This is a genomic window from Serratia marcescens, assembly GCF_029846115.1.
Lineage (GTDB): Bacteria > Pseudomonadota > Gammaproteobacteria > Enterobacterales > Enterobacteriaceae > Serratia > Serratia marcescens_L.
On sequence record NZ_JARVZZ010000001.1, the window covers coordinates 1,072,956 to 1,089,451 of the forward strand.

Annotated in this window: 10 protein-coding genes; 9 read left to right on the top strand and 1 reads right to left on the bottom strand. The window is 62.8% G+C overall.

Annotation, left to right across the window (positions count from 1 at the left end; translation table 11 throughout):
• The first annotated feature begins 120 nt into the window (after positions 1 to 120).
• The 9 genes from bcsR (at position 121) to QDT79_RS05005 (ending at position 16,158) form a co-directional block, all read left to right on the top strand.
• Positions 121 to 312: a cellulose biosynthesis protein BcsR gene (gene bcsR, locus QDT79_RS04965; RefSeq protein WP_063989103.1), complete on the top strand. Its 192-nt coding sequence runs from the start codon at positions 121 to 123 to the stop codon at positions 310 to 312.
• 3 nt (positions 313 to 315) lie between these two features.
• Complete coding sequence (bcsQ, locus tag QDT79_RS04970; RefSeq protein ID WP_063989102.1) at positions 316 to 1,056, top strand: cellulose biosynthesis protein BcsQ; 741 nt, start codon at positions 316 to 318, stop codon at positions 1,054 to 1,056.
• A complete protein-coding gene (gene bcsA / locus QDT79_RS04975; RefSeq protein ID WP_308316250.1) occupies positions 1,053 to 3,656 on the top strand; it encodes a UDP-forming cellulose synthase catalytic subunit in 2,604 nt (867 codons plus the stop codon). Before bcsQ ends, bcsA begins: the two co-directional genes overlap by 4 nt.
• A 62-nt stretch (positions 3,657 to 3,718) precedes the next feature.
• Entirely contained in the window at positions 3,719 to 6,025 is a 2,307-nt protein-coding gene (gene bcsB, locus QDT79_RS04980; RefSeq protein ID WP_130017542.1) for a cellulose biosynthesis cyclic di-GMP-binding regulatory protein BcsB, read from the top strand.
• 5 nt (positions 6,026 to 6,030) lie between these two features.
• On the top strand, positions 6,031 to 7,143 hold the full coding sequence (gene bcsZ / locus QDT79_RS04985) for a cellulose synthase complex periplasmic endoglucanase BcsZ (protein WP_063989197.1): 1,113 nt from the start codon (positions 6,031 to 6,033) through the stop codon (positions 7,141 to 7,143).
• Positions 7,125 to 10,598, top strand: coding sequence for a cellulose synthase complex outer membrane protein BcsC (bcsC, locus tag QDT79_RS04990; RefSeq protein WP_308316251.1), 3,474 nt, complete (start codon positions 7,125 to 7,127; stop codon positions 10,596 to 10,598). The genes bcsZ and bcsC overlap by 19 nt, the downstream gene beginning before the upstream one ends.
• A 229-nt stretch (positions 10,599 to 10,827) precedes the next feature.
• Complete coding sequence (gene hmsP, locus QDT79_RS04995; RefSeq protein WP_063989098.1) at positions 10,828 to 12,834, top strand: biofilm formation regulator HmsP; 2,007 nt, start codon at positions 10,828 to 10,830, stop codon at positions 12,832 to 12,834.
• 274 nt (positions 12,835 to 13,108) lie between these two features.
• A complete protein-coding gene (locus QDT79_RS05000; protein WP_063989097.1) occupies positions 13,109 to 14,395 on the top strand; it encodes a dicarboxylate/amino acid:cation symporter in 1,287 nt (428 codons plus the stop codon).
• A 260-nt stretch (positions 14,396 to 14,655) separates the two neighbouring features.
• Positions 14,656 to 16,158 (top strand): M16 family metallopeptidase, encoded by a 1,503-nt coding sequence (locus QDT79_RS05005; protein ID WP_308316252.1) that lies wholly within the window; start codon positions 14,656 to 14,658, stop codon positions 16,156 to 16,158.
• Between the two features lie 29 nt (positions 16,159 to 16,187).
• Here QDT79_RS05005 and ppiC read toward each other — a convergent pair whose 3' ends face one another.
• On the bottom strand, positions 16,188 to 16,469 hold the full coding sequence (gene ppiC / locus QDT79_RS05010; RefSeq protein WP_004934175.1) for a peptidylprolyl isomerase PpiC: 282 nt from the start codon (positions 16,467 to 16,469) through the stop codon (positions 16,188 to 16,190).
• Between the last annotated feature and the right edge of the window lie 27 nt (positions 16,470 to 16,496).

Here is a 16,496-nt window from a genome sequence, read left to right on the forward strand (position 1 = left end):
GGCAATAACAAATCTCCGACGCTCCACAACAATATTTGTTGAGAATCATCTTATTGCCTCTCTCTTTTTGTATCGTTGCTATAGTTAATTAACATAGCCTATTTTCGCCAAGGCGGAAAAATGAATAACGCATCCACCCATTTTCGTGCAGCGGCGCCTGGGGAGAGCCAGGATGACCTGCAGGCGCTCAGTCAGGCTTTTTCATTGCCGAAATTAAGCTATGTCGATATTTCGCGGCAGGAGCGGTTAACGCAAATGATGACGCGCTGGCCACTGTTGGCCGAATTGGCGCAGACCACGGGGAGCCACTGATCTATGCCGGTGATCGCGCTGCAAGGGTTGCGGGGTGGAATGGGGACGACGTCGGTCACGGCGGCGCTCGCCTGGGCGTTGCAGCAGCTGGGCGAGTCGGTGTTGGCGATCGATTTCACGTCGGACAATCTGCTGCGCCTGCATTTCAACACGCCGTTCGAGCTGGCGCGCGGCTGGGCCCGCGCAGAGCGGGACGGCGGGCGCTGGCAGGAAGGGGCGCTGCGTTATTGTGAAAACCTCGACTTTCTGCCCTTTGGCCGCCTGAATGCGCTGGAACGGCTGGAAGTGCAGAGTCAGTGTCGGGAGCAGCCGGAACGCTGGCGCGACAACGTGCGCCAACTGATCGCCGGCGATCCGCAGCGCTGGATCCTGCTGGATGTCCCGGTCGGGGACGGCGTTCTGGCGCAGCAGGCGCTGCAGCTTGCCGACAGCGTGTTCGTGCTGTTGAACCCCGACGCCAACTGCCAGGTGCGGCTCCATCAGCAGACGCTGCCGAACGACTGCCGTTTCCTGGTCAATCACTACTCCTCCGCCAGCCAGCTGCAGCAGGATCTGCATCAGCTGTGGCTGCAAACCCTGAGCGGTCTGCTGCCGGTGGTGATCCACCGCGACGAAGCGTTGGCGGAAGCGCTGGCGGTCAAACAGCCGTTGGGCGAGTACCGCCCCGAGAGCCTGGCGGCGGATGAAGTGCTGACGCTGGCCAACTGGTGCCTGATCAACCTCAAACGGGGCGTTGCGCCATGAGCCGGGTGCTGAGCCTGCTGCTGGTGCCGCCGGTGCGTCAGACGGTGCAGACTCGCTACCGCGGCTATCGGCGCAACGGCGCGTCGGCGCTGACCGCCTTTTTCGCCACGCTGCTGGTGGCGTTGGGCTGGCTGCTGCTGCGCTTCGAATCGCCGGCCTGGCAGCGCGTGCGTGCCGGCCGCGCTTATTGGTTCCCGCATCTGTCCGCCGATCGCCCGCGCCCGGCGGATGCGCTGCGTTATCTGCTGCAGGGGCTGTGGCTGCTGCTGTTTCGCAGCGGCCGCGCGCCGGTGCAGCGCGACTATTTCGCCGGTTGGCGGCGGCTGCAGCAGCGCTACGCCGACGGGCTGCAAGGCCTGCCGCAACGGCTGAAGAACGCCGGCGTGGAGCAGCGCTCGGTGGAGCGCCTCGGCCGCATGAGCCGCGGTATGCGGCGCGCGCTGTTTATCCTGGTCAGCGTGCTGGCGGCGATCCTCGCCATGCTGTGCATCTCGCAGCCGTTCGATCTGCCGGCGCAGTTCGTGTTCGTTCTGCTGCTGTGGGGGATCGCGATGGTGGTGCGCCGGGTGCCGGGGCGCTTGCCGGGATTGATGCTGATCGTGCTGTCGCTGACTGTATCCTGTCGCTACCTGTGGTGGCGCTATACCGCCACCCTGAACTGGGACGATCCGCTCAGCCTGGTCTGCGGCCTATTGCTGCTGGTGGCGGAAACCTACGCCTGGGTGGTGTTGGTGCTGGGCTATTTCCAGACCGTCTGGCCGCTTAACCGCCAGCCGGTGCCGCTGCCCGCCGATAGCGCCACCTGGCCGACCATCGATCTGATGGTGCCGACTTACAACGAAGATCTCGGGGTGGTGAAGCCCACCATCTACGCGGCGCTAGGCATCGACTGGCCGAAAGAGAAGGTGAACATCTATATCCTCGACGACGGCAACCGCCCTGAATTCCGGGCGTTCGCTGACGAAGTGGGGGTGAAATACATCGCCAGGCCGACCCACGAACACGCCAAGGCCGGCAACATCAACAATGCGCTGAAGCAGGCCACCGGCGAGTTCGTGGCGATCTTCGACTGCGACCACGTGCCGACGCGCTCCTTCCTCCAACTGACCATGGGCTGGTTCTTCAAAGACAAAAAGCTGGCGATGCTGCAAACCCCGCACCACTTCTTCTCGCCGGATCCGTTCGAGCGCAACCTGGGCCGTTTCCGCCAGACGCCCAACGAGGGCACCTTGTTCTACGGGCTGGTGCAGGACGGCAACGACATGTGGGACGCCACCTTCTTCTGCGGCTCTTGCGCCATTCTGCGCCGCAGCGCGCTGGACGAGATCGGCGGCATCGCGGTGGAAACTGTCACCGAAGACGCCCACACCTCGCTGCGCCTGCACCGGCGCGGGCACACCTCGGCCTATATTCGCATTCCGCAGGCCGCTGGGCTGGCGACCGAGAGCCTGTCGGCGCACATCGGCCAGCGCATTCGTTGGGCGCGCGGCATGGTGCAGATCTTCCGGCTGGACAACCCGCTGCTGGGCAAGGGGCTGAAACTGGCGCAGCGCCTGTGCTACGCCAACGCCATGCTGCACTTCCTGTCGGGCATTCCGCGACTGATCTTCCTCACCGCGCCGCTGGCGTTTTTGCTGCTGCACGCCTACATCATCTTCGCGCCGGCGCTGGCGATCGCGCTTTATGTGCTGCCGCACATGATCCACGCCAGCCTGACCAACTCGCGTATCCAGGGGAAATACCGCCATTCGTTCTGGAGCGAAATCTATGAAACCGTGCTGGCCTGGTATATCGCGCGGCCGACGACGGTGGCGCTGTTCAATCCGCACAAGGGCAAATTCAACGTCACCGCCAAGGGCGGGCTGGTGGAGGAGGAGCACGTCGACTGGGTGATCACCCGGCCTTACATGTTCCTGGTGATCCTGAACCTGGCCGGGCTGGCATTCGGCGTCTGGCGGTTGGCCTATGGCCCGACGGACGAGGTGATGACGGTGATCATCAGCCTGGTGTGGGTGCTGTACAACATGACGATTCTCGGCGGCGCGGTGGCGGTGGCGGTGGAGGCCAAGCAGGTGCGTCAGGCACACCGCGTGGAAATCGCCATGCCGGCAGCGATCGCGCGCGCCGACGGCCATCTGTATCCCTGCACGCTGCGCGATTACTCCGACGGTGGCGTGGGCATTGAGATGCGGGTGGAAAACGCGTTGAAAGACGGCGACAAAGTCTCGCTGCTGCTCAAGCGCGGCCAGCAGGAGTACAGCTTCCCCTGCGTGGTGACGCGCGCCTTCGGCAACAAGGTGGGGGTGCGCCTGATCGACCTCTCCACCCGTGAACACATCGATTTCATTCAGTGCACCTTCGCCCGCGCCGATACCTGGGCGCTGTGGCAGGACGGGTTCCCTGAAGACCGGCCGATCGAAAGTCTGCGCGACGTGCTGGCGCTGGGCTTCCGGGGGTATGTACGCATGGCGGACTACGCGCCGCCGCTGGTGCGCGGTCTGCTGGTCGGGGTCACGTCGCTGACCGCCTGGGTAGTGTCGTTTATTCCGCGCGGCGTCGGCAGGGATCCGACCTTGGGTCAACAAGAAACAGTGGGTTAGCTGCGAGTTCAACCGCCCGCTCACTCGCCCGGTGAACAGGCTCCAACATTGATGATGATACGATGACGAGAAAAATAACCTGGTTAACTGCTCTGGCCTTAGGCATCAGTACCCTGTCGCAGGCCGAAACCGCCACCGTGCCGACCGTGGCGGCCCAGCCGCCGATCGCCGCGGCGGCCGATACGACAGCCCCGCCACCGCCGGCCGCCGCGCCGCAAGATCCGAATGCGCCGGTGCGCGACGTGTCGCTGTCGTTTGCGCAGATAGCGCCGCCGCCGGGCACCTTTATCCTGCGCGGCACCCGGCCGGACGGACAGATCGAATTCGGCGTGCGCAGCGATGAAGTGGTCTCGCAGGCGATGCTCGATATGGAGTTTACGCCGTCGCCGGCGCTGATCCCGGTGGAGTCGCACGTCAAGGTCTACCTGAACGACGAACTGATGGGTGTGACCACCCTCGCCAAAGAGCAGCTGGGCAAGCCCAATCGCATCCAGATGGCGATCGATCCGCGCTATATCACCGATTTTAACCGCGTCCGGTTGGTGTTCGTCGGCCATTATCAGAACATCTGCGAAAACCCGGCCAGCACCTCGCTGTGGCTAGACGTCAGCAAATCCAGCGCGCTGAAGCTGCGTTTCCAGACGCTGCCGGTGAAAAACGAGCTGTCGCACTTCCCTGAGCCGTTCTTCGACAGCCGCGATAATCGGCCGCTGACGTTGCCGATGGTGTTCGCCGGCCAGCCGGATCTGGCCCAGCAGCGCGCGGCGGGCATTCTGGCGTCCTGGTTTGGCAGCAAGGCACAGTGGCGCGGGCAATCCTTCCCGACGCTGTACAACGCGCTGCCGACGCAGCACGCGGTGGTGTTCGCTACCAACTCGCAGCGCCCGGATTTCCTGCGCGATTATCCGGCGGTCAACGGCCCGACGGTGGAGATGATCAGCCACCCGGACAATCCGTACGTCAAACTGCTGCTGATTCAGGGACGTGACGACAACGATTTGATCACCGCGGTGAAGGGCATCGCGCAGGGCAACATCCTGTTCCGCGGCCAGAACGTGACGGTGGACAAGGTGGAGCAGCTCGCGCCGCGCCAGCCTTACGACGCGCCGAACTGGGTGCGCACCGATCGGCCGATGACCTTCGCCGAGCTGCAGCAATACGCCGAACAGTTGCAAACCAGCGGCATCGAGCCCGGCCCGATTTCGCTGACCATGAACCTGCCGCCGGATCTGTTCCTGATCCGCAGCACCGGCATCGACATGCACCTGAAATACCGTTACACCGCGCCGCGCATTCAAGACGGTTCGCGGCTGAGCGTCAGCCTGAACAACCAGTTCGTGCAGGCGTACTCGCTGGTGCCGGAACACGAGCAGGGCGCGCAGCTGCTGCGCCTGCCGCTGACGCAGGGGCTGCTCGACTCCGACAAGAACGTCAGTATTCCGGCGCTGCGGCTGGGCGCCACCAACCAGCTGCGCTTTGACTTCGATTACACCACGCTGCTGGCCAGCGGCGCGGAAGGGCGCTGCGAAACCTACTCCTTCACGCAAAACCATGCGGTGATCGACGGCGCGTCTACCATCGATTTCTCCGGCTACCGCCACTTTATGGCGATGCCGGACCTGCGCGCCTTCGCCAACGCCGGCTTCCCGTTCAGCCGCCTGGCGGATCTGTCGCAAACGCTGGTGTTGGTGAACCAGAAACCGCAGCCGGCGCAGGTCAGCGCGCTGCTGAACGCGCTGGGGGTGATCGGCGCGCAAACCGGCTACCCGGCGCTGGCCTTCACGCTCAGCGACGACTGGTCGCAGGCCAAGGATCGCGACGACGATATCCTGATGGTCGGCACCATCCCGCCGGAGCTGCGCGACGACAAGAAAATCAGCCTGCTGGTGGACGCGACCCAAAGCTGGGTGAAACAGCCGACGCGGCAGCCGCCGCTGCCTAGCGCGGAAGTGCTGGCAGAAGATACCAAACCGGACAGCAAGACCACCGTCAGCTCCGAGGGGGCGATGTCGGCGATCATCGGCGTGCAGTCGCCGTTTAACGACCAGCGCAGCATCGTGGCGCTGCTGGCGGACAGCCCGCGCGGCTATGAGCTGCTGAACAATGCCTTGCTGGACAGCGGCAAGCGCGCCGCGGTGTTCGGCTCGGTGGCGGTGATCCGCGAATCGGGGGTCAACAGCCTGCGCGTCGGCGATATTTACTATGTCGGCCACCTGCCGTGGTGGGAGCGGCTGTGGTATGCCCTCTCCACCCATCCGGTGCTGCTGGCGGTGATCGCGGTGGTGCTGGTGGTGATCCTGGGGCTGATGCTGTGGCGCGGCCTGAAGGCCTTCAGCCGGCGTCGTCTGGCGCCTGAAGATCGGGATTGACGGCGGTGAGCGCGATGTTGCAACGCCTGTCGCTCGGCATGCTGCTGCTGTGCGCGTTCAGCGCGGTGGCGGCCTGCGAGTGGCCGGGCTGGCAACAGTACAAGCAGTACTACATCAGCCCGCAGGGGCGGGTGATCGATCCGAGCAGCCCGAACAAAATCACCACCTCCGAGGGGCAGAGTTACGGCCTGTTCTTCGCCCTGGTGGCCAACGACCGGCCGACCTTCGATCGGCTGCTGGCCTGGACGGAGAACAACCTGGCGGCGGGCGATCTCAGCGCCCGTTTGCCTGCCTGGCTGTGGGGCGAGAGCGACGACAAGCAGTGGAAGGTGCTGGACGCCAACTCGGCGTCGGACGCCGATCTGTGGATTGCTTACAACCTGCTCGAGGCTGGCCGCCTGTGGAAAAGCCGGCGTTATCAAACCCTGGGGACGCTGCTGCTGCAACGCATCGGCCGCGAGGAAGTGGCCGACATTCCCGGCCTGGGCCTGATGCTGTTGCCGGGCAAAGTCGGGTTCGTGGCGGAAGATCGCTGGCGGTTGAACCCCAGCTACCTGCCGCCGCAGCTGCTGGCGCGTTTTGCGGCGTTGAACGGCCCGTGGCGCGCGATGCGCCAGGTCAACCAGCGGCTGTGGCTGGACACCGCGCCGCACGGTTTCTCACCGGACTGGGTGGTGTGGCGGGTCGGCGCCGGCTGGCAGCCGGATACCGTCAAGCCGAACGTCGGCAGCTACGACGCCATTCGGGTTTATCTGTGGGCCGGCATGCTGGCGGACGACGATGAGTACAAGGCGGCGCTGCTCGAACGCTTCCAGCCGATGGCGCAGCTCACCGCCAAACAGGGCGTGCCGCCGGAAAAAACCGATACCGCCAGCGGCAAAACCACCGGCACCGGCCCGGTCGGCTTTTCTGCCTCGATGCTGCCGATGTTGGTGACGCAGGCCGAGGCGCTGGCGACACAGCGGCAACGCATCAGCGAACATCCGCCGGGTGACGACGCCTATTTCAGCGCCTCGCTGACGCTGTTCGGTCAGGGGTGGGATCAACAACGTTATCGCTTTAATCGTCAGGGTGAATTGCAACCCTCGTGGGACGGCCAATGCACAACTTCAAAATAAACTGGCTGAATTTGATTCCGCTGAGCCTGGCGATGTTGCCGCAGGCGCGCGCTGCGGAGGCTGTGGCGCCGGAACAGTGGTTGCTGGAACAGGTGCGTATTGGCGAGGCCGGCAACAAGGACGATCTGGTGCGCCAGTCGCTGTACCGGCTCGAGCTGATGGATCCGAACAACCCGGACGTGATCGCCGCGCGCATGCGTTTGGCGCTGCGGCAGGGCAACATGGCGCTGGCGCAGCAGCAATTGGACAAGCTGAAAACCCTCGCGCCGCAGTCCAGCGCCTATCGCCAGGCGCAAATGAATATGCTGCTGACGCAGCCGGAAACCCGGCAAAAGCTGCAGCAGGCTCGCCTGATGGCGACCGCCGGCCGGTTGCCGGAGGCCAAGGCGCAGTACGATGCGCTGTTCCACGGCGAGCCGCCGACGCTCGAGTTGGCGGTGGAGTATTGGCGGCTGGTGGCGCGCTTGCCGGGGCAGGAAGCGAAGGCGTTGAAGCAGCTGCAGGCACTGGACCAGCAATATTCCGGCAACGTGGCGCTGCGCATGTCGCTGGCGCGCATGCTGTTCAGTCAGAACCAGGACGCGCAGGCCTATGAGCTGCTGCAGAAGATCGCCGCCGATCCGGCCGGGCGCGGCGATGCCGCCGATCTGTGGCTGGATAAGGTCAAAGCGATACCGGTCAGCGCGCAAAGCGTGGCGGCGCTCAACCGTTTCCTCGGCGTGTTCGACACCGGCGATCAGGCGACCAGCGCCCGTGAAGAGCTGGCCAGGCAGCAGAAACTGTTGGCCGATCCGGCGTATCAGGCACGGGTGCGCGGCCTGGCGCAGGTGGATAAAGGCGGCAGCCGGGCGGCTATTCCGACGTTGCAAACGGCGTTGGCGGCGACGCCGAACGACGCCGAGGTGCTGGGCGCGCTCGGCCAGGCTTATTCGCGCGCCGGCAACCGCCCGCAGGCGCTGAAACTGTTCCGACAGGCGCTGGCCGCCGACAAGAACGGCTACGACAGCGGCAAGTGGCAAAGCCTGATCAAGAGCACCGGCTACTGGCTGGCGATCGACGAGGGCGACAAAGCGCTGAAGGCCGGCAATCTCGCGCTGGCCCGGCAGAAATATCAGCAGGCGCGCCAGCTCGACGACAGCGACGGTGATGCGTTTATCGGCCTGGGCGATGTGGCGGTGGCGAGCAAGGATGACGCCGCGGCGGAAGGATTTTATCAGCAGGCGCTGCGGCGCGACCCCGGCAACGGCAGCGCGCTGCGCGGCCTGGTGAATCTCTATCAACGGCAGTCGCCGGAAAAAGCGCTGGTCTACCTCAACGGCCTGCCGCGTAGCCAACAGGCCAAGCTGCGCAGCACCCTCGACGGACTGCGGCTCGATATGTTGAAGCAGCAGGCGGAGACGCTGGCGGCGCAGCAGCAGTGGCAGCAGGCGGCGGACATCTACCGCCGTGCTCAGTCGATGGATCCCGACGACGTCTGGCTGACCTATCGCTATGCGCAGGCGCTGCGTCAGGCCGGGCAGCCGCAGCAGGCGGACGCTCTGTTCCGGCAGCTGGCGCAGCGTCAGCGTGCCAATCCGCAGCTGACCTACGCCTATGCGCTCTACCTTTCCGGCAGCGATCGCGACGACCAGGCGCTGGCGCAGCTCAATACGCTGCCCGCCGCGCAGTGGAACGACAACATGCGCGAACTGGCGCAGCGGCTGAAAATGCAGGCGGTGATCGCGCAGGCCGAACGGCTGCGGGCGGCCGGTGACGAACCGGCGGCGGAAGCCTATCTGCGCCGTCAGCCGGCGGACACCCGCCTCGATTTGCTGCTGGCCGACTGGGCGCTGGCGCGCGGGGAGTATGCGGCGGCGCTGGATGACTATCAGCGGGTGAAACGGCGTGAGCCGAACAACCCGGATGCACAGCTGGGCGAGATCGAAGCTTATGTGGCGCAAGGGGATCTGGACGCGGCGCGCCAGCGGCTGAAAACCGAACCGCAGCCGCAGGACGCTTCGCTCAACAGCCAACGTCGTGTCGCCAACGCCTGGGGCGCGGTCGGCGATCCGCAGCAGGCCGAAGCTATCTTCGACCGACTGAAAACGGCGGCGGCTTCGGAGCCCGTCGGGCAGACCAAGGCGCTTGTTTACCGTGACGCCGCCCGGCTGGAAAGGGCTCAGCAACAGCCTGAGCGGGCACAGCAGGATTATCGCCAGGCGATGGTAGCCGGCGGCATCACGCCGACGCTGCCGCAGGACAATGACAGCTACACCTATTTGACGCGCAATAATCCGAACGACGACTGGCTGAAACGCGGTATTCGTTCCGACGCCGCGGATCTGTACCGGCAGCAAGACGTGAACGTCACGCTCGATCACGATTACTGGCGCTCGAGCGGCACCGGCGGCATTTCCGACTTCAATGCACACGACACCATGCTGCAGGTGGACATGCCGCTGTATGACGGACGCGCCTTCTTGCGTACCGACACCGTGCAGCTGGATGCCGGGCGTTTCTCGACCGACGGCAGCGGCCACTATTACGAGACTTTCGGTACCTGCAACACGCAAGGGTGCCGCGGCGATGAACACCAGAAAACCACCGGCACCAGCGTGGCGGCCGGCTGGAAAAACGATCGCTGGGCCGCCGATATCGGCACGACGCCGATGGGCTTCGAGGTGGTCGACTGGACCGGCGGCCTGGCCTACAGCGGCGACTGGAACCACATCGGCTGGACGCTGGCGGCTTCGCGGCGGCCGATCTCCAGCTCGCTGCTGGCATTTGGCGGCGCCAAAGACCCGAATACCGGCATTACCTGGGGCGGCGTGCGCGCCACCGGCGTCAGCCTGAGCGCCAGCTACGATCGCGGCGAGGCGAACGGCGTGTGGGCCGATCTCAGCGCGCACCAGATTACCGGCAAGAACGTGGCGGACAACCAGCGACAGCGGTTGATGGCCGGCTACTACTACAAGCTGATCAACGAAGACAATCGTCGTCTGAGCGTCGGGCTCAATACCATGCTGTGGCACTACCAGAAGGATTTGAGCGGCTATTCGCTGGGACAGGGCGGCTATTACAGCCCGCAGCAATATCTGTCGCTGTCGCTGCCGGTTAACTATCGCCAGCGCACCGAGAACTGGTCGTGGGAGCTGGGCGGTTCGGTTTCGCTGTCCCATTCGAAAACCGACAGCCAGCGCCGCTATCCGCTGCAGGGGCTGATCCCGGATTCACTGCCCGATAAGTTCGCCGTTGAGGACGGCGGCGCCTCGAGCGGCGTCGGTTATACCCTGCGGGCGATCGTCGAACGCCGTCTCAGTTCGCACTGGACGCTCGGCGCCGGTATCGACATTCAACAGGCGAAGGACTATACGCCGAGCCATGCGTTGATTTATCTGCGCTATTCCCTGGCCGGTTGGCAGGGTGATCTCGATTTGCCGCCGCAGCCGCTGACGCCTTACGCCGACTTCAAGTAACCGGGAGGGGAAAGATTCGGAGTGTCGGACGCCGGGGAGTTTTGTTACCCTGTGTCCGGGTCGCGTTTGTTCGCTTTAGGAAAAGACTGAAACCCGCGATTTTCTTGGTTTTGCCTGCGGCATAGCCAGATAAAAACAGCCGATGATCGAGTATACTCAGCCCGGTTCGAGGGGGCGGGTGAGAGTCAGCCCCCTTTTTTGTTTCAGCCCGATTTCACGGAGAGCAGGTTTGCGGGTCAGGCGTTCGTTAACGATTAAGCAGATGGCGACGGTGTCCGGTGTGGCGCTGGTCACGATCTGCATCTTTATCGTGATCCAGTTATTCCACTTTGTGCAGCAGCGCAGGGATGACTACGCCCAGCAACTGGAGAATATCGCTCACTCCGTGCGCCAGCCGCTGGCGGAAGCGGTGCTGCGCATGGACGTGCCGGAAGCCAAAAGGGTGCTGAACACGCTGTTGCCGGTCGGCATTCTCAGCCGGGCGGATATCGTCTTGCCGAACGAGTTTCAGGCGCTGCACGCCAATTTCCCGCCGGAGCGGCCGGTGCCGACGCTGATCGCCCGGCTGTTTGAGCTGCCGATCCAAATTTCCGTGCCGCTCTATTCGCTGGAGCGGGTGCCGGCCAATCAGCAGCCGCTGGCCTATCTGGTGCTGCAGGCCGACTCGTTCCGCATGTACCAGTTTATCCTCAGCATTTTGTCGACCATGCTCTCGACCTACCTGCTGCTGGCGCTGATCCTGTCGGTGGCCATCACCTGGTGCATGAACCGGCTGATGGTGCACCCGCTGCGCGCGATGGCCAAGGAGCTGGAAAACATCTCGCAGGACGAAGCGCCCTATCACCAGCTGATGCTGCCGGCGCTGCACCAGGACGACGAGCTTGGCCTGCTGGTGCGCAACTACAATCGCAATCAACAGACGCTGGCCAAGGCGCATGCCGACATGAGCCGCCTCAGCACCCGCCATCCGGTGACCGAACTGCCGAATCCGGCGTTGCTGAATGCGTTGCTGGAACAGCATATCGCTTCCAGCCTGCGCCCCGAGCGTTTTAACCTGCTGGTGATCGGCATCGAGACGCTGCATGAAGCCTCTGGAGTGATGAGCCCGGCGATGCGTGAAGCGCTGCTGTTGGCGCTGGCGAAGAAGCTGCGCGGCTGCATCGACGAAAACGGCGTGCTGGCACAGCTGAGCAATACCGAATTCGCCATTCTGGCCAAGGGCATCGAGCGGCCGTTCCACGCCATGCAGCTGGCGCGGCGCATCATGGCGGAGATCAACGCGCCGTTGACGCTGGAAGGTCTGGCGCTGCGGCCCAACGCCAGCATCGGCATCGCGCACTACCTCAATCAGGGGGAGAGTGCGGAACAGCTGCTGCGCAGCGCCACCTCGGCGATGATGTCCGCGCACCGCGAAGGAAAAAATCAGATCCTGTTCTTCGAGCCTAGCCTGACGGAACGCACGCAGAAGCGGCTGACGCAGGAGAGCGAGATCCTGCACGCCATCGAACAGCGGCATTTCACGCTGTTCCTGCAGCCGCAGATCGACATGCAGTCCAACGAGGTAATCGGCGCCGAAGCGCTGCTGCGTTGGCAGCAGTATGACGGCAGCTATACCTTGCCGGCCGACGTCATCCCGCTCGCGGAAGAGCTGGGCGTGATTGTGCCTCTCGGCAACTGGGTGCTGGAAGAATCCTGCCGTATCCTGGCGGACTGGCAGCAACGTGGCATTGCGCTGCCGCTGGCGGTCAACGTTTCCGGTATTCAGATGCAAGATGAAGCGTTCGTCCCGCATCTGAAAAACCTGCTGGCGCAGTATCGGATAGACCCGCGCAAGCTGCTGCTGGAGATCACCGAGACGGTACGCATCGACGATCTCGACCGCGCGCTGGCGCTGCTGCGCGAGCTGCACGATCTGGGGCTGTCGATCGCGCTGGACGACTTCGGCATGGGCTACTCCAGCCTGGAGTATCTCAACCGCTTGAAATCCCTGCCGATCGATTTGATTAAAATCGACCGCAGCTTCATTCAGGGGCTGCCGGCTGACGATGCGATGGTGCGCATCGTCAGTTCGATCTCCGAAGTGCTGGCGTTGCCGGTGATGGCCGAAGGCGTGGAAAACGCCGAGCAGCGCGATTGGTTGCTGCAGCACGGCATTCGCAGCGGGCAAGGATTCCTGTTCGCCCGTCCGTTGCCGCGCGAAGCGTTCGAAGCCGAGTTTTGCCGCGCGGCGCCGTAAGCGCCGCGTTTACCTTTCCGGTACTTTTCCCCGTCCGAAAATCGCTATTTCTCCTCTACCTCTTTTGCGTTAGTGCAAACAAAGGCTTACGCAATTTTCAGCTTTGCACCCGGACTGACGCGTTTCAGCTCTTAAATTCACATCAACTCCCAGGGGCGGGTGCAACAAATTATTTCCATGTTGTTAAGTGGGTGTTATTTTCCGCGCAAGCAATGAACAGGCTGGATTTTTAGACTGCTGCCTGGTGCGTGTCTTCCCCCCATAGGATGTTCATATGAAAACAACGATCTTTAAGAGCCTCTATTTTCAGGTGCTGACGGCGATCACGCTGGGTATCCTGCTTGGCCATTTCTACCCTGACCTCGGCGCCGAGATGAAACCTCTGGGCGATGGCTTCGTCAAACTGATCAAGATGATTATCGCCCCGGTGATTTTCTGTACCGTGGTAACCGGCATCGCCGGCATGGAAAGCATGAAGGCGGTGGGCCGCACCGGCGCCATCGCGCTGCTGTATTTTGAAATCGTCAGCACCATCGCGCTGATTATCGGCCTGGTGATCGTCAACCTGGTGCAACCGGGCGCCGGCATGAACGTCGATCCCGGCACGCTTGACGCCAAGGCGGTGGCCGTCTACGCCGAGCAGGCGCAGCAGCAGGGCATCATTCCGTTCCTGCTGGACATCATCCCCGGCAGCGTGATCGGCGCGTTTGCCAGCGGCAACATTCTGCAGGTGCTGCTGTTCGCGGTGCTGTTCGGCTTCGCCCTGCATCGTCTGGGTGATAAGGGGCAGCTGATCTACAACGTGATCGACAGCTTCTCGCGGGTGATTTTCGGCATCATCAACATGATCATGCGCCTGGCGCCGCTCGGGGCCTTCGGTGCGATGGCGTTTACCATCGGTAAATACGGCGTCGGCACCCTGGTGCAACTCGGCCAGCTGATCGTGTGCTTCTACATTACCTGTATCCTGTTCGTGGTGGTGGTGTTGGGCAGCATCGCCCGCGCCAACGGCTTCAGCATCTTCAAATTCGTCAACTACATCAAAGAAGAACTGTTGATCGTGCTGGGAACCTCGTCGTCAGAGTCCGCGCTGCCACGCATGCTGGATAAAATGGAGAAGCTGGGCTGCAAGAAATCGGTGGTGGGCCTGGTGATCCCGACCGGGTACTCCTTTAACCTGGACGGCACGTCTATCTACCTGACCATGGCCGCGGTGTTTATCGCGCAGGCGACCAACACCCACATGGATATCATGCACCAGATTACTCTGCTGGTGGTGCTGCTGCTTTCCTCCAAAGGCGCGGCGGGCGTGACCGGCAGCGGCTTTATCGTGTTGGCCGCCACCATCTCCGCCGTTGGCCACCTGCCGTTGGCCGGGCTGGCGCTGATCCTCGGCATCGATCGCTTCATGTCGGAAGCCCGCGCGCTGACCAACCTGGTGGGTAACGGAGTGGCGACCGTGGTGGTCGCGAAATGGTGTAACCAACTGGATGAGAAACAGCTGAAAGACACGCTGAACAACAAAAACGCCGGCGCGGACAAAACGCAGCCTTCCGCCTGATATTGGCGGCAAATCACCGGCCGCAGCCGCGGCCGGTGAGGTACAACCCCTGCCTCGTAACGATTTCTTGCATTAAAAAACCCGCTATCTATTATTTTTCACTCTAATGAGTGACATCCGCAAAGGCGCGCGGTCTAACACGATGGTACACTTTCTGCTTTCCGCCCCACTGTGAAACTCAGGGCGTATTTTTATGATTCCATTGAATGGAATACACGCATTTGCATAAGAAATTGGATAGTCATTAAGTAGGGGTTCACATGCAGGGCACCAGAATTCATCTTATAGTTGGTGGGCTGCTATTGGCTGCCGCCAGTAGCAGCGTGCAGGCTGAAGCACTACAACCCGATCCTGCCTGGCAGCAGGGGGCGCTGGCCAACGGGTTTTCATGGCAGATTCTCGATACGCCGCAGCGGCCAAGCGACCGCGTGGAACTGCGGCTGATCGTCAATACCGGCTCTCTGGTGGAGTCTTCGCAGCAGACCGGCTTCGCCCATCTGCTGCCGCGGCTGGCATTGGCGCGAAGCGAAAGCTTTACCGCGCCGCAGCTGCGCGCCCTGTGGCAACAGAGCGTAGATAACGAGCGGCCGCTGCCGCCGGCGATCGTCTCGTATGATTTCACCATGTATAACCTCAGCCTGCCGAACAACCGGCCCGACCTGCTGAAAGAAGCGCTGGCCTGGCTGGCGGACACCACCGGCAAACTGGCGATCGACGAGCATACGGTGCACGCGGTGATGAATTCCACCATCAATCCGGTCGGCACTTTCCCGCCCAATACCCAAGACGTCTGGTGGCGTTACCGCCTGAAAGGCTCGACGCTGCTGGCGCACGATCCTGCGCAGCCGGCGAAACGGCCGGTGAACCTCGAGCAGCTGAAGAAATTCTATCAACAGTGGTATACCCCGGACGCCATGACGCTGTTCGTGGTCGGTAAGATTGACAGCCGCAGCTTGGGCGAGCAGATCAACAAGGCGTTCTCGCCGCTGCAAGGCAAACGTGAAACCCCGGCCCCGATGCCGACGCTGACACCGCTGCCGCAGCAGCCGGTGAGCCTGATCAGCGAGCAGGTGAAACAGGATACGCTGTCGATCATGTGGGATTCGCCGTGGCACCCGATTCGCGATTCACAGAGCCTGCTCCGTTACTGGCGTGGCGATCTCGCCCGCGAGGCGCTGTTCTGGCATCTTCAGCAGACGCTGGAAAAAAGCGACCAGAAGAGCCTGCATCTGGGCTTTGACTGTCGCGTGCAGTACCAGCGCGGGCAGTGCGCCATCCATCTGGATACGCCGAACAACAACCTGAACGGCAGCCTGGGCTTTATCGCCCGCGAGCTGGCCAACGTGCGTGACAACGGCCTGTCCAAAGAGGAATTCGATGCGTTGCTGGCGCAGAAAAACGATCAGCTGAGCAAGTTGTTCGCCACCTACGCCCGCACCGATACCGACGTGCTGATGAGCCAGCGCCTGCGTTCGCAGCAGAGCGGGGTGGTGGATATCGCACCGGAGTTGTATCAGAAGCTGCGCCAGGAGTTCCTGTCCAGCCTGACGCTGGAGACGCTGAATCAGGCGCTGAAGCTGCAGCTGTCTCAGGACGCGACGCTGGTGCTGATGCAGCCGAAAGGCGAGCCGGAAATGAGCATGAAGCAGCTGCAGGAAACCTATGACGGCATCATGATGCCGGCGCCGGCGGTGGTGACGGAAGAAGCCAAACCGGCCGACACCGCGGTGGCAGCGCCGGCGACGGACGCCAGCGCGCAATAATTAGCCGCAGGCAGGGGGCTCAGGCCCCCTCAGTTGCGGTATAGCACCTTGATGATGTGGTAACCGAACTGGGTTTTGACCGGGCCGTAAGGTTTGAGCAGCGGGATGCTGAACACCGCTTTATCGAACGCCGGCACCATCGCGCCTTTGTTGAATTCGCCCAGCGAGCCGCCGTTGCGTTTTGACGGGCAGCTCGAGTATTTGCGCGCCAGCGTGTCGAAGCTGACGCCGCGCTTCAGCTTGGCCAGCAGCTCGTTGGCCAGCTTTTCATTGTCTACCAGAATGTGCAGGGCGCACGCCGTTTTTGCCATGGTATTGCCTTTGTCGATGCGAAAATT

Bases quoted from the DNA above. Each gene is read 5' to 3' on its own strand.
- QDT79_RS05000 (WP_063989097.1), top strand. From the start codon at position 13,109: ATGAAAACAACGATCTTTAAGAGCCTCTATTTTCAGGTGCTGACGGCG.
- bcsA (WP_308316250.1), top strand. From the start codon at position 1,053: ATGAGCCGGGTGCTGAGCCTGCTGCTGGTGCCGCCGGTGCGTCAGACG.
- bcsC (WP_308316251.1), top strand. From the start codon at position 7,125: ATGCACAACTTCAAAATAAACTGGCTGAATTTGATTCCGCTGAGCCTG.
- ppiC (WP_004934175.1), bottom strand. From the start codon at position 16,469: ATGGCAAAAACGGCGTGCGCCCTGCACATTCTGGTAGACAATGAAAAG.
- bcsR (WP_063989103.1), top strand. From the start codon at position 121: ATGAATAACGCATCCACCCATTTTCGTGCAGCGGCGCCTGGGGAGAGC.
- QDT79_RS05005 (WP_308316252.1), top strand. From the start codon at position 14,656: ATGCAGGGCACCAGAATTCATCTTATAGTTGGTGGGCTGCTATTGGCT.
- bcsQ (WP_063989102.1), top strand. From the start codon at position 316: ATGCCGGTGATCGCGCTGCAAGGGTTGCGGGGTGGAATGGGGACGACG.
- bcsB (WP_130017542.1), top strand. From the start codon at position 3,719: ATGACGAGAAAAATAACCTGGTTAACTGCTCTGGCCTTAGGCATCAGT.